Source organism: Sedimenticola hydrogenitrophicus (assembly GCF_025175675.1).
GTDB lineage: Bacteria > Pseudomonadota > Gammaproteobacteria > Chromatiales > Chromatiaceae > Sedimenticola > Sedimenticola hydrogenitrophicus.
In genome coordinates, this window is sequence record NZ_JANIOA010000013.1 from 81,302 (window position 1) to 101,815 (window position 20,514).

Sequence of the window (20,514 nt, forward strand, 5' to 3'; positions counted from 1 at the left end):
TCTGCGCACCCGCCCCGACCGGGTGCGAACCGGAGGGGCAATACCCGTTATTGGGCGTCGGGGGCAGGTTGCAGGTATTGCTGCTCCAGGTAACCTATGATCTCGGATGACTCATACAGCCAGCGGCTGCCGCCCTGTTCATCTTCGATGCGCAAGCAAGGAACCTTGATCCTTCCTCCGCCCGCCAGCAGCGCCTCCCGGTGCTGTGCATCGCCCTTGGCGTCACGGGTCTCTATGTTCAGGGTGTGTTTTCTCAGAAAACGGCGCACCTTGACGCAGAAGGGACAGGCCTTGAACTGGTAGAGGGCGAGTTGTGCGGTGTGCCGGTCGAGCGACTCCTGCAACTCCGGCGGGCGCTTGACGCCGCGCGGTGCCGTGAGGGCGTCGATCAACAGGATCAGTCGTCCAAGGATCCAGCGAATAACTGCCATTCATTTCTCCGGTCACTGTTGATCAGGGCGGCATCCTATCATGGGGTGCCGCCGATTCAACCATGGAATAAACGGGATTTTCCCCGTGCCGGGCCTGCGCCGATACCGGGGGAGAGGGAGCCGCGGCAGATAGTCGCGGAACCGGTCTTCCCGCGTGACGTTCGGTCACGTCCGACAGACGGCCAGCCCATCGGGATGTCGGGAGAATCCCCGCATATATGGAGGCGATCATGCGGCGTTCATGCTAGGCTCTTGCCAGTTGTTGATGACGGGTAAAAGCGTGTTCAAAAAAACACGGGGCAACCTGGATGAAATTCTAACCTGACTCCTATAACATCCGAATGAAGTTTTTGCCAGGGAGGTATGGAATAGCCAACGGGTTTGTCGCTGAGTTTTTATGATACTTTGTTTACCGCACCCCTATGCATCTTGAGAAAGTGACCGTTTTGCCAAGGTCGGATTTGTCCAGCCTGAAATGGATGGTTCTGATCGGCGGTGTGGTTGCCATACTCACTGTGCTGGTTGTCTCCGTCTATCTGCACCATGTACTGGAGAGAGAAGCGGTCCAGAACTGGAGGGAACAGAGTCTGCCTCTGGCTGCGACCCTGGCGGGGAGGGTGGAGCAGCAGATAGACAGCGCCGCCTCGGCACTACGGCTGGTGGCGGGGTTACCGCAGTTCCGGCAACTGCTCGATCCCGGCGGGATTCAACGCGCCATTGGCGGGGTGGCAGAATCCGCCGAGCCGGAGAAGCGCCGCATCCTGCAGCGCCTGCTGAAGGAGAATGCTGATTTCTCGGTCCTCTTCATGCTGGCGTCCAACGGGGATCACTACCTGGCCGAGCCGTTCGAGGTGCAGCGCGGCATCACCAAATTCAACATGCGAGACCGGGACTATTTCCAGGAAACGCAGCGGCGCGGCGAAACGGTGCTCTCCAGCAGTTTTGTTGGCGCCGATGGCAAGCTTGCGGTGGCGATCAACACCCCGATAAGGGATGCACAGGCCGGAATCGCAGCCCACCTGGGAGGGGTGTTTCACCTGGATCATCTATCCCGCTTGATCCGCAGTATCGACAGCGATGCGTTCGACGAGCTGTTCTTGCTCGATCGGAACGGTAGTCTGGTGGGGCACGACAGCCAGCAGTGGCTGGAACCCGACCGGCGGGAGCTGTTTCTGCAGCGGCCGGAAATAGGCCGGTTGCTGAAGGCCGCCCGGGCCGAGGGTGCCGGGGCGATTGGCTATCAGGAACTGAAGGATCCCGACCTGGGTAGGGTACTGCACGCCTTCACGGTACCGCTGGCCTCGGGTTGGCGCATGGTTGCCCTGCGTGACCGGGAATCCCTGTTGCGCGAGGTGCAACCCCGCTCCAATGTCATCACCGCGACCACGGCGCTGATCCTGCTCGGGATTGCCGGTTTCGGGCTGGTGTTTGCCAATAGTGTCGGCAGGCGCTGGGAGCTGGCCGCAACGGCGCTAAGACTGTCCAAGAGTGAACTGGAAGAGGAGGTGGCGGCACGCACCTACGAGCTGGTCGCCTCGCACGAGCATATCGAGCTGCTGCTGGCCTCCACTGGTGCCGGAATTTTCGGAATCGATCTGCAGGGGCGCTGTACCTTCTGCAACATGGCCTGTGTCGAGACGCTCAACTATCGGAGCGAACAGGATCTGCTGGGGAAACCGCTGAACGACATCGTGCATCACTGCCAGTGTGACGGCACCCCCTACGGCGCGGATGGTTCGCCGATACTGAGCGCAATCCACAGCGACAAGCGCGTGCATCGGGAGCACGAGGTCTTCTGCACCTTTGAGGGCGAATGCCTGCCGGTGGAGTATCGCGCCTATCCCATGCGTCGACAGGGCGAGGTGGTCGGGGCGGTGGTCACCTTTAATGACATCAGCACCCGCATCAATGCCCAGGAGGCGCAGGCGGACAGTGATGCCCGTTTTCACTCGCTGTTCGCCCAGTCCAACGATGCCATCTTCCTGATGAATCCCGAGACCGGACACTACCTGGATGCTAACCGCGCCGCCGAGCGGCTTACCGGGCGCCGGGTCGAGGAACTGCTTACCCTCACCACCGCCGATGTCTGTCCGGCGGGTGCCGATCAGCGCCGTAGCGAGGCGATGACCCTCCACGAGACCCGTGACATGGGCGAGGTAGTGTATGTGCGGCCGGACGGAATTGAACGCACCGCTCGGTTGAGCGTGGTGCCGACCTCCGGCGGGCTGGTGTTCGGCATCGCCCACGATATCACCGACCAGCGTGCCTCCAGCGGGCGCTGAAGCAGAACGAGGCACATCTTCGAGCCCTCTCCGAGGCGGCGTTCGAGGCGATCTTCATCTCCGAGGAGGGGATCTGCCTGGGGCAGAACCTGGCGGCGGAAAAGCACTTCGGCTATACCCTGAACGAGGCCCTGGGTCGTTCCGGCCTGGAGTGGATCGCCCCGGAATCACGGGCGCTGGTGAAACAGCATATGCTGGGCGGTTATTGCGAGCCCTACGAAGTGCTGGCACTGCGCAAGGATGGCTCGACGTTCCCGGCGGAGATCCGTGGCCGCGCCATGCCCTATCAGGATCGCATGGTCCGGGTCACCGCGCTGCGCGACATCACCGACCGTCGTGATGCCGAACAGCGACTGCAGCGCAGCAACACCCTGCTGCACGCGGTGATCGACCAGGCCCCCTTTGCCATCACCCTGGGCGAGGGTACGAAAGAGGACTGGTCCCTGACCCTGGCCAATCGGGAGGCGCAGCGGATTACCGGTGCGCTGGTGGAGCAGCAGCGCAAGATTCACTTTGTTCACGGCGGGCTGGTTGATAGGGAGGTCCGTACCTGGAACATGCTGCACGCCGACGGTAGCGCCATCGAGGTGCAGGATACCCCGTTGGTGCGGGCGATGGAGGAGCAGCGGGTCACCCGCAACAAGGAGATGATTATCCGCCGGGCCGATGGGCTGGAAACCGTCGTGCTAGCCAACGCCTCCCCCATCTATGGCGACGACGGCAGCCACATCGCCGCTATCTTCACTTATCCCGATATCACCGAGCACAAGCGCACCGAGGAGACCATACGTACCCTCTCCCAGGCGATGGAGCAGAGTCCGGTATCGGTGGTGATTACCGGCCTGGACGGGGTGATCGAATATACCAACCGGGGCTTTGAACGCTCCTCCGGATATACCACGGAGGAGATGCGGGGGCAGCATACCCGATTGCTGGGTTCGGGCCACACCGCGCCGGAACTCTATCAGGAGCTCTGGGCCACCATCGCCAGTGGCAAGTCGTGGCAGGGCGAGTTCCAGAACCGGCGCAAGGATGGCTCGCTGTTCTGGGAGTATGCGCATATCTCACCCATCTTCGACAGCCAGGGGCGGATTCGCCACTACCTGGCGGTGAAGGAGGATATCACCCTGCGCAAGGTGCAGGAGGAGAAGATCCTGCACCAGGCCCATTATGACAGCCTGACCGGCTTGCCCAACCGCTTCCTGGCCCTGGACCGTCTCTCCCAGATCGTGCGCGGCGCCCAGCGCGAGGATCATCAGGCGGCGGTGCTGTTTCTGGATCTGGATGATTTCAAGAAAGTGAACGACACCCTCGGGCATGAGGTGGGCGATCAGGTGATCGAGGAGGCGGCGCGCCGGGTGCGCTGGGTCATACGGGAAGAGGATACCGTGGGACGCCTGGGCGGAGATGAATTCATCGTGCTGCTCTCCCATCTGCATGAAAAGCGCGATGCCCAGCGGGTGGCGGAGAAAATCCTGGCCGCGTTCAGGACCGTATTCTCCCTGAACGACCGGGAGATTCTGCTGACCACCAGTATCGGGATATCGATCTACCCGGAAAATGGCGACACGGCCAAGATACTGCTGCGCAATGCGGACACGGCCATGTATTACTCCAAGGCCGTGGGTGGGAATGCCGCCAACTTCTATACCGATGCGATGAACCTGGATGTGTCGCGCCGGGTGGAACTCGAGGAGCAGATGCATACGGCACTGGAGAATGATGAGTTCTACCTGCTGTTCCAGCCGATCGTGAACATCTACACCCAGGGCATCGTTGGCGCCGAGGCGTTGCTGCGCTGGAACAACCCGAAACTGGGCCAGGTGGAGCCGACCGAGTTCATCGAGATAGCGGAACGCACCGGACGCATCGTACAGATCGGCGAATTTGTGTTGCGCCAGGCGGTACAGCAGGCACGTCGCTGGCGCGACCGCAATGAACAGGGTTTCAGGGTGGCGGTGAATGTCTCACCGATGCAGTTCAAGGAGGGGGACTTCCTGCCCATGGTGGAGGCGATCCTCAAGGAGTACGCATTGCCGGGCAGTTTTCTCGAGATTGAAGTGACCGAAAATGTGCTGTTGAGCGAGAAGATCAACTCGGTGGAGATACTCAATGGCCTGCGGGACATGGGCATCGCCATCTCCATGGATGATTTCGGTACCGGCTATTCCTCCCTCAGTTATCTGCGCCATTACCACTTCGACACCCTGAAGATCGATCGCAGTTTTGTCCGCGACATCACCACCGACCCGGATGACCGGGAGCTGGTGGTGGCGACCATCTCCATGGCGCGCAGCCTCGGCCTCAAGGTGATCGCCGAGGGGGTTGAGACGGCCGAACAGTTGGCCATACTGCAGACCGAGAAGTGTGACTTTGCCCAGGGCTACTATTTCAGCAAGCCGATTAGCGGCCTGGCACTGGAGCGGTTTTTCCTGCGTTGAGTATTGGAGGGGTCGGAGTTAGTCCGTCGTACTAACTCTGGGCAGGGCGAGGATCTGCCTGCTTGCTTGCCGGGACGCCGTAACCCCATCCCTGGGGGCTTGGCGCGGCCATCCATGGCCGCGGGCACCCGTCAATGACGTGAATGGATTCACTAATGCCGCGAGGGCAGGGATGCCCAGGAGCGGCCAAGCAGTCAAATCCTCTCTTTCAAGACCGGTTGGGGTGAGCCTGCGAACCCCAATGGGGTTTCATGCGTGTGCGCCATGATGTTGGGGTTCGTCCCTCACCCCGACCTGGGCGGCAGCGCATCCACCACTGAGTACATTGGGTGATGATCATGATTGAAATCGTACAGGCCGACCTGTTGCAACCCCGCCACGCCGCCGCGCTGGTGACGCTGCTGGATGCCTACGCCCGCGACCCGATGGGTGGCGGCCAGCCGCTGCCCGAGGCGGTGTGCCGCGATCTGCCCGCGGCATTGGCCGAACGGTGGGATGCGGTGGTGTTTCTGGCCCTTGACGGAGAGCGCCCGGTGGGGCTGGTGAACTGTTTCGAAGGCTTCTCCACCTTCAACTGCAAGCCGCTGCTCAACATCCATGACGTGGTGGTGCTGGAGGATTACCGGGGCCAGGGCATCGCCCGGCGGCTGCTACAGCAGGTGGAAACCGAGGCGCGGGCGCGCGGCTGCTGCAAACTGACCCTGGAGGTGCTGGAGGGCAACCGGACCGCCCAGGCGGTGTACCGTAACGCCGGCTTCGCCGGCTATGAACTGGACCCGGACAAGGGGCGGGCGCTGTTCTGGGAGAAACGGCTGGGTTGATGGTGAGCCCGTTTGGGTTGGTTACTCGTACCAACCTTGGGCTACAAACCATGCCGCTTGGGATAGGATGCCGGTGAGGCACGAACCGCATCAAGCCTTACCGCAAATGATGCGGTTCGCAAGCTCACCGGCATCCTACGTCGCCGACACGTACCCTTGGCACCGTAGCCCGTAGGTTGGGGTGAGCCTGCGAACCCCAACGAGGTTTCATGCGTGTGTGTCGAGATGTTGGGGTTCGTTCCTCACCCCAACCTACGGGACTGCGAAGGAACGAGTAGGATGGGTGGAGGAGGTACGACGTAACCCATCATTCATTCGCCGAATAGCCCCCGCGATTTCCCTCGCTTCCCGCGTACCCGGTCAATACCGCAGCAGGTCGAACGGCTGCACCTCCACCAGGTCGCCCGGCTGGATATTGCCGGTCTCGTCGGACAACCGGATCAGGCAGTTGCCGTCGCTCATCGAGCTGAGCACGCCCGAACCCTGGCGCCCGGAGCTGCGCACCACCAGTTCACCCTGTTCATCCAGCGACAGGATGCCGCGCTGAAATTCGGTACGCCCCGGCAGTTTGCGCAGCGGCGAGCCGGCCTTTACCCGGAGCGTCGGCGCCAACTGTTCCCGTTTGCCCTGCAGGCGCTGGATCGCCGGCCGGACAAACTGCAGGAAGGTGATCATCACCGCGACCGGATTGCCCGGCAGGCCGAAGAAAGCGGCGTTGCCGATATGGGCAAAGGTGAGCGGGCGGCCCGGTTTGATCGCCACCTTGGCGAAATGCACTTCCCCCAGCTGCGGGATCGCCTCGGCGATAAAGTCCGCCTCACCCACCGAGATACCGCCGGAGGTGAGCACCAGATCCGCCTCGCGGGCGGCCTGGGTCATGGCCGCCTGGATGGCGGCCGCCTCGTCCGCGATCACCCCCATGTCGATCACATCGGCCCCCAGTTCGCTGAGCATGCCGAACAGGGTGTAGCGGTTGCTGTCATAGATCTGCCCCTCTTCCAGGGGCTGGCCGATACTGCGGATCTCATCCCCGCTGGAGAAGAAGGCGACGCGCAGGCGGCGGTACACGGCGACTTCCGGGATACCGAGCGAGGCCAGCAGGCCCAGCTGTGCCGGGCCGATTTCGTCTCCCGGCTGCAGGATCACGGCGCCGGCCTGGATATCCTCTCCCGCCTGGCGCACGTTGGCGCCGGGTTTGCCGCGGGCGTCGATGACCGCCTCGTCGCCATCCCGCTCCACCCACTCCTGCATGATCACGGTATCGGCCGTCTCCGGGACCTTGGCCCCGGTCATGATGCGGATACACTCTCCCCGGTTCAGTTCCCCCCGATAGGGTTGGCCGGCAAACGCACTGCCCACCACCCTTAGCCGGCGCTGCCCATCCAGGGGTATATCCTTGCCGTACAGGGCATAACCGTCCATGGCGGAGTTGCGATAGGCCGGCACATTGATTGGGGAGGCGATGGGGCGAGCCAGTATGCGCCCCAGGGCACTGCGCAACGGGGCCGCCTCGATCCCCTCGACCGGGCGGAGCCTGGCCGCGATCATCCGCAGGGCGCCGCTGGCGCTGATTGAGCTGTCGGTGGCGTCCATGCAGCAGTCGCTGGGTTTGTTAATATCGGTCATGATCGGTATCTGCGGTCTGGTGTGTAAAACGGTTGTGATGGGTAGGCTAAATTACCGGATAACGAAGCTGAAAACCAATCTATTCTGAAACAGACCGGCAATTCCATATATGGTGTTAAGCCGTCATTTAATTATTCTGGGCTGACTAGAATGGTACTTAACTTAAGCCAAGAACCACCGTCATCCCGGCGCAGGCCGGAGGAGTGGTGCAGGGATGCACCGTTTACGGACCTAAGGATGGCATCCAGACTGCTTAATGGTGGCGGTGTTCCTGGATTATTTGCTTCGCTCACCCTTCGGGCCGACTTTCAGTCGTTCAACGCGCTTCGCGCTTTTGTCCGGCCTGCGCCGGAGAAGTGGTGCAGGGACGCACCGGTTACGGACCTAAGGATGGAATGACGAAAACTCTGCAATTCACCTTACGATAAGTGCCATTCGGGTCTGACTAGAAGGAACCACGGATAAACACGGATTCACACGGATAGGAGACCAGATCTCTGAATCTGTGTTTATCTGTGTGAATCCGTGGTTCTCCAGAGTTGATGGCTCATAACCCGGTAGTCCCCTTGTGCAGCTCCACCACGGTCGGTTTTTCCGGCTGCAGCGGTTTCATGGTCAACTCGCCGCCATAGAGGTGGATATGGCGACTCAGATTGAGCCACCCGACCTGGGGTTCGTGGCTGGTATAGATCACCCCAATCTGCTGTTGCTGCAGCCGGTTGATCAGGTCGTAACAGATGCCGCGCGAGCGTTTGTCCAAATTGGAGACCGGTTCGTCCAGCAGCATCAGGCGCGGGGAGAGCACCCAGGCGCGGGCGATGGCGACCCGCTGCTTCTCGCCACCGGAAAGTTCGTGGCAATTGCGCTGCGCCAGATGTTCCAGGGAGATCAGTTCCAGCGCTTCGCCAACCCGGGTGGTGATCACCTGGCGGCTCAGCTTCTTGCGCTTCAGGCCGTAGGCGATATTGTCGTACACCGAACAGTCGAACAGATAGGGGTGCTGGTGCAGGTAGCAAATCTGCTCGCGCAGAAAGCGGTAGCTTTGCCGCCATTTCCGGCGGTTGCCGGCAAACTGAAATCCCGCCTGGTGGGGTTTCAGCAGTCCGGCGAGAATGCGCAGCAGCGTGGTCTTTCCCGACCCGTTCTGGCCGGTCAGCAGGGTCAGTTCGCCAGCCCGCAGATCCAGCGATATATCCTTGAGAATGGTGCGCTCACCACGGCTGAAGGAGAGCCGTTCGAGCTTCAGCCAGGGCTGGGGGGTATCAGGTATCATTGGATCACCTCACCCTTGCCCTGCACCTGGCCGAGCAGGATGTTCAGAAACAGCGCCAGGGAGAGCAGCACCAGGCCGAGCGCGATACCCTCCGCGAAGCTCCCCTTGCTGGTCTCCAGCGCAATGGCGGTGGGGATGTTGCGGGTGTAGTTGAGGATGTTGCCGCCCAGCATCATGGAGCTGCCCACTTCGGCGATGATGCGGCCGAAACTCGCCACCAGTGCGCCGATCAGGCCAAAACGCGTCTCGTGCAGGATGGTCAACAGTGCCCGCAAGGGACTGGCGCCCAGGGTCAGGGCCGTCTCCCAGGCGCGGCGGTCCGAGGCCTGCAGGGCGGAGTGGGCCATGGCCACCAGCAGCGGAAAGCAGAGAAAGATCTGGCCCAGGATCATGGCGTCCTGGGTGAACAGCAGCCGCCAATCGCCCAGTGGTCCCGCCTTGGAGAGCAGGATGTAGAGCGTCAGCCCGACCACCACCGCGGGGATGGAGAGGGCGGTATTGAATACCGACACCAGCAGGCGTCGGCCGGGGAATGAGAAGTAGGCCAACAGGAAGGCGGTCAGGATGCCGAACGGGGCGGCATAGAGCAGGGCACGCACCGAGACGCTGAAAGAGATGCCGATAATGGTCCAGAGCGCGCTATCGCCGGTGAACAGCAGATAGAGGGCCTGGTAACTTGCAGCGCTCAGTGATTCCATTGGTGCCTATTTCAACAGCAGGGGGATAAACAGTGGTTCACCGTGCAGGCGGTAGTCGCGGATCAGTTCCTGGCCGGTCGGTGAACCGATCCAGTCGATCAGTTTCATGGCATCGGCATAGTTGGTTTCCGGGTGCTTGGCCGGATTGACCGCAATAACGCCATAGGGATTGCTCAATTTGTTATCACCTTCGTTGAGCAGGGACAATTCCACCTTGCCCTTATAGGCCAGCCAGGTACCGCGGTCGGTCAGCGAGTAGCCGTCCAGTTCGCTGGCCATCTGCAGGACCTTGCCCATGCCCTGTCCGGCCTCGATATACCAGCTTCCTTCGGGCTGGATATTGGCGGCCTTCCACAGCTCCTGCTCTTTTTTGTGGGTGCCGGAGTCGTCGCCGCGGGAGATGAATCTGGCCTGGGAAGTGCTGATCTTCTGCAATGCCTCGGCCACCGATTGAGCGCCCTTGATAGCGGCCGGATCGCTGTTCGGGCCGACGATGACGAAATCATTGTACATGAACTGGATGCGGTCGGTGCCGAAACCATCCGCGACGAATTTCTCCTCCGCGGCCACGGCGTGGACCATTACCACGTCCACATCGCCGTCGCGCCCCATCTTCAGCGCTTTGCCGGTGCCCACGGCGATCACGTGAACCTCGATTCCGGTCTGTTTTTGGAAGGCGGGCAGCAGGATATCCAGCAGGCCGGAGTTCTGGGTACTGGTGGTGGTGGCCATCCGCAACGGGGCGGCCAGGGCGGCCAGGGCAAGGGACCAGAGCAGACAGAGGCTGATCAGCAGGCGCAATTTTTTATACATGGTCGTTTTTCCTTTTGGTGTCGTTGGGTGTGTCATGGAGCGATCGCACGGCGGCGACGCCGCTCGGTTCCACCGGTGAGTGACGTGCAACGGATCTCCGGGGGTGCGCGAATCACCCGCCGTGCGGTTACAGGTGTAATCATTCTGAACGCAACTCACAGCGCTATGTTTTATAGCACATAGCGCACGGCTCCAACAATATTCGTCTGACCGAGCTGCCGGGCCTCTCCGCTCCCGGCGTGGAGAACACCGGGGCCGGGGATTCGCGCATTGGTCTGGCGTCATCGCGTATGCGTTATGTACTAAAAAACATAACGAAATAAACGGCTTAGGACTCCCATCCCATACTCGCTAATTTGGGTTGCTTCTTCTATATTCACTAGACCACCAAGAAAGAATCGGCAGGGATTAGGAGAATAAGGAGGATCACCACCCAAACAATAAGACTAAAGTATGAGAACGGATTGATTGGTACTGGTTTTTCGTCGTGTGTTGTGGGTTTTTAAATGCAATCAACAGTGACAACCGAAGTGAACGAGACGCCTCCCGGCAATCGGGTTCAATCGGGCCCGGCAATTCGGCGACGCCAGACAGACTCGCTTTTTAGCACCAAGCATAAAACTATTCAGAGGAGGCAATGATGCAGAGGTCACTCTATATCTCGCCGGACAAATGCACAGGCTGTCTACAGTGTGAAATGGCCTGCTCCTTCGAGCATGAAGGCACGTTCAACCCCGCAAAATCCCGTATCAAGGTATTTACTTTTCACTCCGAGGGCCGTTTCGTCCCCTACACCTGCACCCAGTGTGATGAGGCCTGGTGCAAGAGCGCCTGTCCGACAGAGGCGATCAGTCTGGATGCCGCAACCGGCGCCAAGATGGTGAATGACGCACTCTGTGTCGGCTGCAAGGTCTGCACCATCGCCTGTCCCTTCGGCACCATCAATTACAATTCCGTCACCGGAAAGGTTATCAAGTGCGATCTGTGTGGCGGTGATCCCGCCTGTGCCAAGGCCTGCCCGACCCAGGCCATCACCTACATCGATGCGGAGGGTACCGGCTACGACAGGATGCGCGCCTGGGCCTCCCGCACCGATAACCAATCCGCGGCACGAGCATAGACAAGGGAGCAGATCATGAGCTGGCAGAAAAAAATCCTGCGTGTAAACCTGACCGAAGGCACCTGTACGCCTGAGCCGCTGAACATGGAGTGGGCAGCGGATTACCTGGGGCAGCGGGGCTTGGGTACAAAATATCTGGTGGAGGAGGTCGACCCGAAAGTCGATCCCGTATCGCCGGACAATAAACTGATCTTCGCCACCGGTCCGCTGACCGGCACGGCCGCTTCGACCGGTGCGCGTTACTCGGTGGTTACCAAGGGCGCCCTCACCGGGGCCATCGCCTGTTCCAACTCGGGAGGCTACTTCGGCGCGGAACTGAAGTTCGCCGGTTGGGACATGATCATTTTCGAAGGCAAGGCGCCGAAACCGGTCTACCTCTATATCAACGATGATCAGGCCGAGCTGATCCCGGCGGACGAGATCTGGGGCAAGAGCGTCTGGGAGACGGACAAGATCCTCCATGACCGGCATCAGGACCCGCAACTGAAGATCTCCGCCATCGGCCGGTCCGGAGAAGAGGGCGTGATGTACGCCTGCATCGTCAATGACCTGCACCGCGCCGCCGGACGTTCCGGAGTCGGCACCGTGATGGGGTCAAAAAACCTCAAGGCGGTCGCCGTGCGCGGTACCATTGGGGTCTCGGTCAAGGATCCGCAGCGCTTCATGCAGACCGTCACCGAGAAGAAAAAGATCCTGGCGGGGAATCCGGTGACCGGACAGGGCCTGCCCACCTACGGTACCCAGGTGTTGATGAACGTGATCAACGAGGTGGGTGCATTGCCCACCCGGAACTCCTCGGCGGTGCAGTTCGACGGCGCCTCCAAGATCTCCGGCGAGGCGATGCATGAGCCGCGTGCCAGTGACGGCAAAACCAATCTGGTGACCAACCAGGCCTGCTTCGGCTGTACCATCGCCTGTGGCCGTATCTCACGGATCGACAAGGAGCACTACACGGTGAAGAACCGCCCCGAGTACTGGGGGGCCTCGGGTGGCCTGGAGTATGAGAATGCCTGGTCGCTGGGTGCCGATTGCGGGGTGGATGACCTGGATGCCCTCACCTTCGCCAACTACATCTGCAACGAACAGGGGTTCGATCCGATCACCTTCGGCGCCACCCTGGCAGCCGCCATGGAGCTCTACGAGAAGGGGGTGATCACCGACGCGGATACCGGCGGCGTGAAGCTGAACTTCGGTTCCGCCGAGGCGCTCACCACCATGGCGGAGCAGGTGGGTAAAAATGAAGGTTTCGGCAAGATCCTCGGTCTGGGTTCCAAGCGGCTGTGCGAGAAATACGGCCACCCGGAGCTCTCCATGAGCGTCAAGGGCCAGGAGTTCCCGGCCTACGATCCGCGCGGCATCCAGGGCATGGGGCTCACCTATGCCACCAGTAACCGGGGCGCCTGCCACTTGCGCAGCTACACCGTGGCGTCGGAGATCCTCGGCATCCCGGAGAAGACCGATCCACTGGTCACGGGAGGCAAGGCGGGACTGGTGAAGGCGTTCCAGGATGCCACCGCGGCGGTGGATTCCAGCGGACTCTGTCTGTTCACCACCTTCGCCTGGACCCTGGAGGACTTCTATCCCCAGATCGATGCCGCCTGTGAGGGGGAATGGACCCTGGAACGTCTGGCACAGACCGGCGAACGGATCTGGAACCTGGAGCGCCAGTTCAACCTGGCGGCCGGTTTTACCGCCCAGGATGACACCCTGCCGAAGCGGATGCTGACCGAACCGGCCACCAGCGGACCGGCGAAGGGAAAGGTGAATGGGCTGGACCAGATGCTCCCCGAGTACTACGAGCTGCGTGGCTGGAGCAAGGAGGGCGTGCCGACTTCGGACACCCTGCAGAATCTCGGTCTTTCATAAACCATCAGGGGTGAAATAGGGGAGAGTAGCCCGCCGCTGCTCTCCTCTGTTTTGTCCAGGGATGGACTTATCCAGCGATATGCGGGAGCGGCGCTTACCAGCCAAGGAGTATTGATTCATGCGACATGTCATTATCGGTGCAGGCCCGGCAGGCGTAACCGCTGCCGAAACCCTGCGAAAACAGGACCCGGCCGCGGAGGTGGTGCTGATCGGCGACGAGCCGGAACCCGCCTATTCGCGAATGGCCATACCCTACTACCTGTCGAACAAGATCGGAGAGCGGGGCACTTACCTGCGTCACGATCCGGATCACCTGGATAAACTGGGCATCGGCCAGATACAGAGTCGGGTGACCCGGGTGGACAGCGCGGCAAAACAGCTGCAACTGGCCGGAGCGGACCCGGTCGGTTTTGACCGGCTGCTGCTGGCCACCGGCTCGAATCCGATCAAACCGCCGATTCAGGGGCTGGATCAGCCCGGAGTGCACCACTGCTGGACCCTGGAGGACGCCCGCAACATCGTCAAGTATGCCGCGCCGGGATCGCGCGTCGTGCTGATGGGTGCCGGTTTCATCGGTTGCATCATCATGGAGGCGCTGGTCGCCCGCGGCGTCAAACTGACGGTGGTGGAGATGGGCGACCGCATGGTGCCGCGGATGATGGACCAGGCCTCCGGAAACCTGATCAAGCAATGGTGCCTAAACAAGGGGGTGGACGTACACACCTCCACCCGGGTGCTGGGTATCGAGGCGGGACGCAACGGCGGCACCCGCTTCCGTCTCGCCTGCGAGCCGGTGGATGACATCGATGCCGACCTGGTGGTGGTGGCCGCCGGGGTCAAGCCGGCAACCGGTTACCTGGAAGGCAGCGGTATCGAGATCGGCCAGGGCGTGGTGGTCAACGACTTCCTCGAATCCTCGGTGCCCGGCATCTATGCCGCCGGGGACACCTGCGAGGGCATGGATTGGGGCACCGGCCAGCGCGCTGTCCATGCCATCCAGCCGGTGGCTGCTGAAACCGGTCGTACCGCGGCGCTCAACATGTGTGGCCAGCCCACCCGCCATCACGGCAGCATGGCGATGAATGTGCTGGATACCCTGGGTCTGATCTCGGTATCCTATGGCCAGTGGATGGGGGTCGATGGGGGGGATGAGGTGCACCGGCTCGATGAGTCGGCCTACCGCTACATCAAGCTGCAGTTCCAGGAGGACCGGCTGGTGGGGGCCATTACCCTCGGGATGACGGAACATGTCGGCGTGCTGCGTGGTCTGATACAGACCCGGCTGCCCCTGGGCAGATGGAAGCAGCACCTGATGGAGGACCCGACCCGGATCATGGAGGCATACCTCGGCGCCACCCAGATGACGGTGGGCTGAGTCCGGCGGTCGACCGGTAAATTTTGTGGCAGCGGTAGGGTGGCTAAGCCAGCGGGACGCATCCACCAAAAGTTGTAGGGTGGATAGGGTGCAGTTTGGATATGTTGTAGGGCGGATAATACTCGGAGGGGTCGGAGTCAAGCTGAGCAGCTTGGCGAGCCCGCTGCGCCGTTTCGTGCAGCTTGACTCCGACCCCGGGTATTCTTGCGCGAACCCTAAGTGACGGCCACGGCCGGTATCAAATCTATGGCAGAGACAATACAAGCGACTATGAAGGTTAATTTCAAGCTATACGCCTCCCTGGGGCAGTACCTGCCTCCCGGCGCCGAGGACCACCAGATTGCCCTGGACGTGGATGTGGGAATTAGCCCCGCCCGACTGCTGGACCAGCAGGGCGTGCCGCAGGCGGAGGTTCACCTGGTGCTGGTCAACGGCGTATTCATCCCGCCCGGTCAACGGGACAATCCCCTCACGGACGGCGACGAACTGGCGGTCTGGCCGGCGGTGGCCGGCGGGTGACGGGCAGCGTTGCCAAGACGGCGGAGGGGGCGACAAACAGGCCGGTCTCCAGCCGATTGCAGCGTGACATGGGACTCACCCTGAGCGACTTTGTCCGTTCACTCCCGCCCGCCATCGCGCCCCTGACCCACCGGCAGGAAGGACGTGTCTTCACCATCACCCATCCGCACGGTTCGATCATCATCACCCTGGGAGCGACCGGGCAGCGACGTATCGCCTCCCTGAGCCTGCCGGTGACCCCGGTGGGGTTCGAGTTCGTCGGGCTGGATGCCTCCGACTGTGATCAATTTCTGCAGCGCTTCGATCGCTATTTTCATCGCGGCGGCGGTTGATTGTCGCCGCCGGGACGTCGTTCTAAGCCGCAGGTGACCAGTCTGTAGGATGCGGTGAGTGAAACGAACCGCATCGTATGGGGTTCCGGCATTGGTGCGGTTCGCAAGCTCACCGGCACCCTACGGGTCGACGTCGGCGGTTGGGGTTATGAGTTTCGTAGGGTGGGTTAGCGGCGCACAGGCACCACACTTCCAGACCTCGACAACACCCTGGCGCCGCGTAACCCACCGATCCCCCGACCGCCAAACGATGGGTTGCGGCGCGCGCACAGTGCAACGCAAACGGCCATCCCCTGCGCAGGGCGCGCCTGACCCACCCTACAAAACCTATTTTCATCGTGGCGGCGGTTGATCGTCGCCACCGGGACGCTGTTTGCAAGGGCAGATGACCACCGATTCAATTTGAATGGGGCGCTTGTACAGCTGGCGTACCGGTTCGTGGCAAAGAAAGGCGACATCGAGGTTGACCCCCGCCGGGCAGACCCGGATAATCCCCAGCTCGATTCCCCATCCAGGCGGTGGTGGAATCACCCAGGTAATGGCGGCCTGTATCGGTCCCCTCGCAACGAAAAACTGTTAACCCGGTCAGGCCCGGAAGGGAGCAGCCGCAGCAGTGGACTCGTGTGCCGGGGTGTGGCTGGTGCGGGCTGCCACCATTTACCGCATCGCCTGGATACGCCGGCACCTCCCAAACCGAAATCATCCCCCGAGCCAGCCACCATCCTAATCCAGGAAGCACCCGTCATCCCAAAACCACTTCCGGGTGTGAATACCGCCTGCCATTGAGGTACACTTCCCGCTCTGGTCAAATCCAACAAGTAGAGCTCGCAGGGAATCCATGTCATATCAGGTGCTAGCCCGCAAGTGGCGTCCGCGGATATTCAGTGAACTGGTGGGGCAGGCGCATGTGGTGCGCGCACTCAGCAATGCCCTGGACAACGACCGGCTGCATCACGCCTACCTGTTCACCGGCACCCGGGGCGTCGGCAAGACCACCCTGGCGCGGATCTTTGCCAAATCGCTCAATTGCGAACACGGCGTCGGTTCCACCCCCTGCGGACAATGCAGTATCTGCCGCGAGATCGACGAGGGGCGCTTTGTCGATCTGCTGGAAGTGGACGCCGCCTCGCGCACCAAGGTCGATCAAACCCGGGAGCTGCTGGAGAACGTCCCCTATGCGCCGGTCCGGGGCCGCTACAAGGTCTATCTGATCGACGAGGTCCACATGTTCTCCGACAGCAGCTTCAATGCCCTGTTGAAGACCCTGGAGGAACCGCCGCCGCATGTGAAATTCCTCCTCGCCACCACCGATCCCCAGAAGGTGCCGGTCACGGTCCTATCGCGCTGTCTGCAGTTCAACCTGAAACGGCTGCCGCTGGATCAGATCCAGGCATATCTGAAGGAGTTGTTGAATCGCGAGGGCATTCAGCACGAGGATCGGGCCCTGCTGCTGCTGGCCAAGGGGGCGGACGGCAGCATGCGTGACGCCCTCAGCCTGCTGGATCAGGCGATCGGCTTCGGCGGCGGCAAGGTGCTGGAGAATGATGTGCAGGCGATGCTCGGCAGCATCGCCCAGGACCGGGTGCATGACCTGCTGGACGCCCTGGCCGACCTGGATGCCAACCGGGTGATCGCGCTGGTGGGCGAACTGGCGGAGATGGCCCCGGACTTTGCCGGCGTGCTGCAGGACCTGCTCTCGCTGCTGCACCGAATCGCCCTGGTGCAGGCGGTGCCGGACGCCATGGACAACAGCGCCGGCGATGAGGCCCAGGTGCGCACCCTGGCGGAGAAATTGTCGCCCGGGGATGTGCAGCTGTTTTACCAGATCGGGCTGATCGGGCAACGCGATCTGCCGCTGGCGCCGGACCCCCGGGCCGGGTTTGAAATGGTGCTGCTGCGTATGCTGGCCTTCCGCCCGCAGGGGGATGGGGAACGCCCGGCCAAGGGTCCGGAACGCGACGGGTCGGATAAAAAAAAACGCTCTGAAACGGCTCCGCCAGTCGCTGTAACCGCTGCCGCAAGGGCCGCGATCAGGCCGGACGCCCAGGCGCCCGGCAACAGCGCCGCCGCCCCGGAGCGCGTGGCACCCGCCCCGGAGCGCGTGGCACCCGCCCCGGAGCGCGTAGCCGTGGCGGCCGCGGCCATCCCGGAGCGTGCCGGGAATCCGGTTGAATTTCGCCACTGGCATCAGGTGGTTGATCTGCTCTCTCTGGGGGGCATCGCCAAACAGTTGGCCAACAATTGTGTCTATGATTACTGGGACGGCGTGACCCTCAGCTTGAAACTGGATCAGGCGCACCAGCACATGCTGGTGGGCAGTACCGAACAGCGGCTGCATGCGGCGCTGCAAGCCCATCTCGGGCGCGAGCTCAAGCTGAAGATCACTCCGGAGAGCGTACAGGCGGCGACCCCGGCCAAGATCCAGGCCCAGGCCGTGGCCGACCGGCAGCAGGCGGCCGAGGTGACGATACGCGAAGACCCCATGGTGCTGGCCCTGGAGGCCGGGTTCGGTGCGGCCGTGATCCCGGGTTCGGTACGCCCGGTGGATGAATAAACTGAACGTCGGTTTTCCTGATTACCCACTTGGCTCAGCCATAGTCAGGAAAATATTAGCCGCGAATGAACGCGAACGCTGTGAATTTCCAAGTGCCTCTTCCCCTTGCCGGGAGGGGATGGTTCATTCTCAGTTAGAGACCTGTTCTGTTATTCATGGGTCAGACAAGAATGGCACTTACTTAGGCAGTCTATTCCCGTGAAAGTAAGTGAATCGTCATTCCGGCGCAGGCCGGAATCCAGAGAAGCGACCACCATTGGTGGATATGGATCCCGGCCTGCGCCGGGATGACGGGAGTTTTAAGCTTAAGTAAGTAGCATTCGGGTCAGACAACTTATTTTGTTATTATTAGCGTCTATTCGCGTTCATTCGCGGCCTTATTAACTAATTCCGAACCTGACTGACATTAGGTGTAATCAGGTCGGTTTTTTACTTTATCGAGGAATATCGGAATGAAAGGCGGTTTAGGCAACATCATGAAGCAGGCCCAGAAGATGCAGGCCGATCTGCAGAAGGCGCAGGAGCGCTTGGCCAAAGAGGAGGTGACCGGTGAGTCCGGCGGCGGCCTGGTCAAGGTCACCCTGAACGGCAAGCACGAGGTGCGCCGGGTCGAGATCGACGAGTCGCTGCTGGGTGATGACAAGGAGATGCTGGAGGATCTGGTGGCCGCGGCGATGAACGATGCCGTGCACAAGGTGGCCGAGAAGACCCAGAACAGCATGAGCGACGTCACCTCCGGCATGGGTCTGCCGCCCGGTTTCAAGCTGCCGTTCTAGGCTGGCTCTGACCATGTCCAATCGTCCGCTGCTGGAACAGTTGATGGAGGCCCTGCGTTGCCTGCCCGGGGTGGGGCCGAAATCCGCCCAGCGGATGGCGTTCTATCTGCTGGAGCGTGACCGGGAGGGCGGCCGGCTGCTGTCGAGGGTGCTGGGCGATTCGATGGAGCGCATCGGCCACTGCAGCCGCTGCCGCACCCTCAGCGAGACCGATATCTGCAGCCTCTGCGGCAACCCGCGGCGGGACGACAGTCAGCTCTGTGTGGTGGAGACCCCGGCCGAGGTGGTGGCGATCGAACAGGCTACCGATTTTCGCGGGCGCTATTTCGTGCTGGGCGGACACCTGTCGCCGCTGGACGGGATCGGCCCCCGGGAGATCGGTCTGGACCTGTTTGACCGGCGGCTGGCCGAGGGCCACATCCAGGAGCTGATCCTGGCCACCAATCCCACCGTCGAGGGCGAGGCCACCGCCCACTATATCGGTGAGATGGCGCGGGCGCGGGGGGTGCGGGTGACGCGGATCGCCCACGGCGTCCCCCTGGGGGGGGATCTGGAGTACGTGGACGGGGGCACCCTCTCGCACGCCTTCAGCGGGCGCCGGGAGTTTTGAACTATGCGGGTGGTGTTCCTGTCTATCCATCCAATGGGCGGCCTCCAGGCTGATCACTCCCACTGTTCGGTATCCGCATGATCAACGCCATCGGCAGCGCCTCTTATGATCCCGCCATCGCCCGCTCGCTGGTCCCTGTCCAGCCGGCTGCTCGGGGCGATGACCCGTCGCGCCGCGCCGCTCCGCCGTTGCCACCCCGGGCCGTCGTCCCGACCGGCGAACTGCGCACCGGACTGGAGGGCCGGGCCGGCCTGATCTACCAGCAGAACCTCATGGACGACGGCATCAATGGCAAGAACCGCCAGGCCATCCGCGCCTATCGCACCCTCGAAGACGCCGAAGAGCGGGAGAAGGTGAGCCGTATGCTGGGGGTGGATGAGTACGCCTGATGCGGTGCCGTTCGGGCGGGCCGGGCCATTCTGCCGGCATGCGTTACTATCCCGCAGGGGTCGGAGTCAAGCCGCCCGGACCTGCAAGCATTTCCCACCACCGGTATGCGGCTTGACTCCGACCCCTTCATGTCCGGTATTAAAGCGGCACCTCTCCTTTTGCCTGTAAACCACCAATACTATCTCAAATTGATAAAGTACTTTTGCAGGGTGGATAAGCGACAGCGCATGCCATCCTCCGGTCCGTAAACGGTACATCAATCGTAGGGTGCCGGTGAGCTTGCGAACCGCACCAAAAAAGGGACGGATTATCCCGCAGGGGTCGGAGTCAAGCCGCCCGGACCTGCAAACATTTCCCACCGCCGGTATGCGGCTTGACTCCGACCCCTTCATATCCTCACCCGATAAACCCTTTAAAGTCAGGGTAGTTGACGTTGCACTTCCCCTTTCGACTGTAAATTACGAGCAGGCCATATCTTTTTCGGATAATTGTCTGGATAAAGTTCCATGCCTGCGCTACGTTTAGTATCAGTTGTGACGAAACAAAAATAATTCATCGCCGACATCAGCTTCGACATAAACAACTCG

17 protein-coding genes and 1 other RNA gene are annotated in these 20,514 nt (G+C 61.5%); 13 read left to right on the forward strand and 5 right to left on the reverse strand.

The genetic code is table 11. The features are described from left to right. Nucleotides 1-47 precede the first annotated feature (47 nt). Nucleotides 48-431 (reverse strand): glutaredoxin family protein, encoded by a 384-nt coding sequence (locus NPX02_RS09210; protein ID WP_260293234.1) that lies wholly within the window; start codon nt 429-431, stop codon nt 48-50. A gap of 461 nt (nt 432-892) precedes the next feature. Here NPX02_RS09210 and NPX02_RS09215 point away from each other — a divergent pair, with 461 nt between their 5' ends. The 3 genes from NPX02_RS09215 to NPX02_RS09225 all read left to right on the forward strand — a co-directional run bounded on the left by NPX02_RS09215 (nt 893) and on the right by NPX02_RS09225 (nt 5,975). After that, nucleotides 893-2,713 (forward strand): PAS domain-containing protein, encoded by a 1,821-nt coding sequence (locus tag NPX02_RS09215; protein ID WP_260293235.1) that lies wholly within the window; start codon nt 893-895, stop codon nt 2,711-2,713. Beyond that, nucleotides 2,710-5,154 (forward strand): sensor domain-containing protein, encoded by a 2,445-nt coding sequence (locus tag NPX02_RS09220; RefSeq protein ID WP_260293262.1) that lies wholly within the window; start codon nt 2,710-2,712, stop codon nt 5,152-5,154. The genes NPX02_RS09215 and NPX02_RS09220 overlap by 4 nt, the downstream gene beginning before the upstream one ends. A gap of 338 nt (nt 5,155-5,492) precedes the next feature. Continuing rightward, on the forward strand, nt 5,493-5,975 hold the full coding sequence (locus NPX02_RS09225; RefSeq protein WP_260293236.1) for a GNAT family N-acetyltransferase: 483 nt from the start codon (nt 5,493-5,495) through the stop codon (nt 5,973-5,975). Between the two features lie 360 nt (nt 5,976-6,335). Here the strand turns inward: NPX02_RS09225 and moeA are convergent, their stop codons facing one another. The 4 genes from moeA to NPX02_RS09245 all read right to left on the reverse strand — a co-directional run bounded on the left by moeA (nt 6,336) and on the right by NPX02_RS09245 (nt 10,385). Next, nucleotides 6,336-7,601: a molybdopterin molybdotransferase MoeA gene (moeA, locus tag NPX02_RS09230; protein WP_260293237.1), complete on the reverse strand. Its 1,266-nt coding sequence runs from the start codon at nt 7,599-7,601 to the stop codon at nt 6,336-6,338. 547 nt (nt 7,602-8,148) lie between these two features. Then, nucleotides 8,149-8,874 (reverse strand): energy-coupling factor ABC transporter ATP-binding protein, encoded by a 726-nt coding sequence (locus NPX02_RS09235; RefSeq protein WP_260293238.1) that lies wholly within the window; start codon nt 8,872-8,874, stop codon nt 8,149-8,151. Next, nucleotides 8,871-9,572, reverse strand: coding sequence for an ABC transporter permease (locus tag NPX02_RS09240; protein WP_260293239.1), 702 nt, complete (start codon nt 9,570-9,572; stop codon nt 8,871-8,873). The genes NPX02_RS09235 and NPX02_RS09240 overlap by 4 nt, the downstream gene beginning before the upstream one ends. Before the next feature lie 6 nt (nt 9,573-9,578). Then, complete coding sequence (locus tag NPX02_RS09245; RefSeq protein WP_260293240.1) at nt 9,579-10,385, reverse strand: ABC transporter substrate-binding protein; 807 nt, start codon at nt 10,383-10,385, stop codon at nt 9,579-9,581. Between the two features lie 640 nt (nt 10,386-11,025). Between NPX02_RS09245 and NPX02_RS09250 the strand changes: the two genes are divergently transcribed. The 10 genes from NPX02_RS09250 to NPX02_RS09295 all read left to right on the forward strand — a co-directional run bounded on the left by NPX02_RS09250 (nt 11,026) and on the right by NPX02_RS09295 (nt 19,926). Beyond that, nucleotides 11,026-11,505: a 4Fe-4S dicluster domain-containing protein gene (locus NPX02_RS09250; protein ID WP_260293241.1), complete on the forward strand. Its 480-nt coding sequence runs from the start codon at nt 11,026-11,028 to the stop codon at nt 11,503-11,505. A 15-nt stretch (nt 11,506-11,520) separates the two neighbouring features. After that, entirely contained in the window at nt 11,521-13,371 is a 1,851-nt protein-coding gene (locus NPX02_RS09255) for an aldehyde ferredoxin oxidoreductase family protein (protein WP_260293242.1), read from the forward strand. 118 nt (nt 13,372-13,489) lie between these two features. Further along, nucleotides 13,490-14,746 (forward strand): NAD(P)/FAD-dependent oxidoreductase, encoded by a 1,257-nt coding sequence (locus NPX02_RS09260; protein ID WP_260293243.1) that lies wholly within the window; start codon nt 13,490-13,492, stop codon nt 14,744-14,746. Between the two features lie 246 nt (nt 14,747-14,992). After that, complete coding sequence (thiS, locus tag NPX02_RS09265) at nt 14,993-15,265, forward strand: sulfur carrier protein ThiS (RefSeq protein ID WP_260293244.1); 273 nt, start codon at nt 14,993-14,995, stop codon at nt 15,263-15,265. Next, entirely contained in the window at nt 15,262-15,597 is a 336-nt protein-coding gene (locus NPX02_RS09270; RefSeq protein WP_260293245.1) for a hypothetical protein, read from the forward strand. Before thiS ends, NPX02_RS09270 begins: the two co-directional genes overlap by 4 nt. 549 nt (nt 15,598-16,146) lie before the next feature. Beyond that, nucleotides 16,147-16,243: signal recognition particle sRNA small type (gene ffs / locus NPX02_RS09275), an RNA gene on the forward strand. Between the two features lie 192 nt (nt 16,244-16,435). Next, nucleotides 16,436-18,151 (forward strand): DNA polymerase III subunit gamma/tau, encoded by a 1,716-nt coding sequence (gene dnaX, locus NPX02_RS09280; protein ID WP_260293246.1) that lies wholly within the window; start codon nt 16,436-16,438, stop codon nt 18,149-18,151. Between the two features lie 452 nt (nt 18,152-18,603). Then, complete coding sequence (locus tag NPX02_RS09285; RefSeq protein ID WP_260293247.1) at nt 18,604-18,927, forward strand: YbaB/EbfC family nucleoid-associated protein; 324 nt, start codon at nt 18,604-18,606, stop codon at nt 18,925-18,927. Nucleotides 18,928-18,940: 13 nt separating this feature from the next. After that, nucleotides 18,941-19,537 (forward strand): recombination mediator RecR, encoded by a 597-nt coding sequence (gene recR / locus NPX02_RS09290; RefSeq protein ID WP_260293249.1) that lies wholly within the window; start codon nt 18,941-18,943, stop codon nt 19,535-19,537. A gap of 77 nt (nt 19,538-19,614) precedes the next feature. Then, the gene (locus NPX02_RS09295; RefSeq protein WP_260293251.1) at nt 19,615-19,926 is read left to right on the forward strand and encodes a hypothetical protein; all 312 of its coding nucleotides are present in this window, start codon (nt 19,615-19,617) and stop codon (nt 19,924-19,926) included. The last annotated feature ends 588 nt before the right edge of the window (nt 19,927-20,514 follow it).

What these genes read in the sequence shown, in the direction of transcription:
- NPX02_RS09260 (WP_260293243.1), top strand. Translation starts at nt 13,490, where the DNA reads ATGCGACATGTCATTATCGGTGCAGGCCCGGCAGGCGTAACCGCTGCC.
- NPX02_RS09210 (WP_260293234.1), bottom strand. Translation starts at nt 431, where the DNA reads ATGGCAGTTATTCGCTGGATCCTTGGACGACTGATCCTGTTGATCGAC.
- NPX02_RS09285 (WP_260293247.1), top strand. Translation starts at nt 18,604, where the DNA reads ATGAAAGGCGGTTTAGGCAACATCATGAAGCAGGCCCAGAAGATGCAG.
- dnaX (WP_260293246.1), top strand. Translation starts at nt 16,436, where the DNA reads ATGTCATATCAGGTGCTAGCCCGCAAGTGGCGTCCGCGGATATTCAGT.
- NPX02_RS09235 (WP_260293238.1), bottom strand. Translation starts at nt 8,874, where the DNA reads ATGATACCTGATACCCCCCAGCCCTGGCTGAAGCTCGAACGGCTCTCC.
- NPX02_RS09240 (WP_260293239.1), bottom strand. Translation starts at nt 9,572, where the DNA reads ATGGAATCACTGAGCGCTGCAAGTTACCAGGCCCTCTATCTGCTGTTC.
- NPX02_RS09225 (WP_260293236.1), top strand. Translation starts at nt 5,493, where the DNA reads ATGATTGAAATCGTACAGGCCGACCTGTTGCAACCCCGCCACGCCGCC.
- thiS (WP_260293244.1), top strand. Translation starts at nt 14,993, where the DNA reads ATGGCAGAGACAATACAAGCGACTATGAAGGTTAATTTCAAGCTATAC.
- NPX02_RS09295 (WP_260293251.1), top strand. Translation starts at nt 19,615, where the DNA reads ATGATCAACGCCATCGGCAGCGCCTCTTATGATCCCGCCATCGCCCGC.
- NPX02_RS09245 (WP_260293240.1), bottom strand. Translation starts at nt 10,385, where the DNA reads ATGTATAAAAAATTGCGCCTGCTGATCAGCCTCTGTCTGCTCTGGTCC.
- NPX02_RS09250 (WP_260293241.1), top strand. Translation starts at nt 11,026, where the DNA reads ATGCAGAGGTCACTCTATATCTCGCCGGACAAATGCACAGGCTGTCTA.
- recR (WP_260293249.1), top strand. Translation starts at nt 18,941, where the DNA reads ATGTCCAATCGTCCGCTGCTGGAACAGTTGATGGAGGCCCTGCGTTGC.
- NPX02_RS09255 (WP_260293242.1), top strand. Translation starts at nt 11,521, where the DNA reads ATGAGCTGGCAGAAAAAAATCCTGCGTGTAAACCTGACCGAAGGCACC.
- moeA (WP_260293237.1), bottom strand. Translation starts at nt 7,601, where the DNA reads ATGACCGATATTAACAAACCCAGCGACTGCTGCATGGACGCCACCGAC.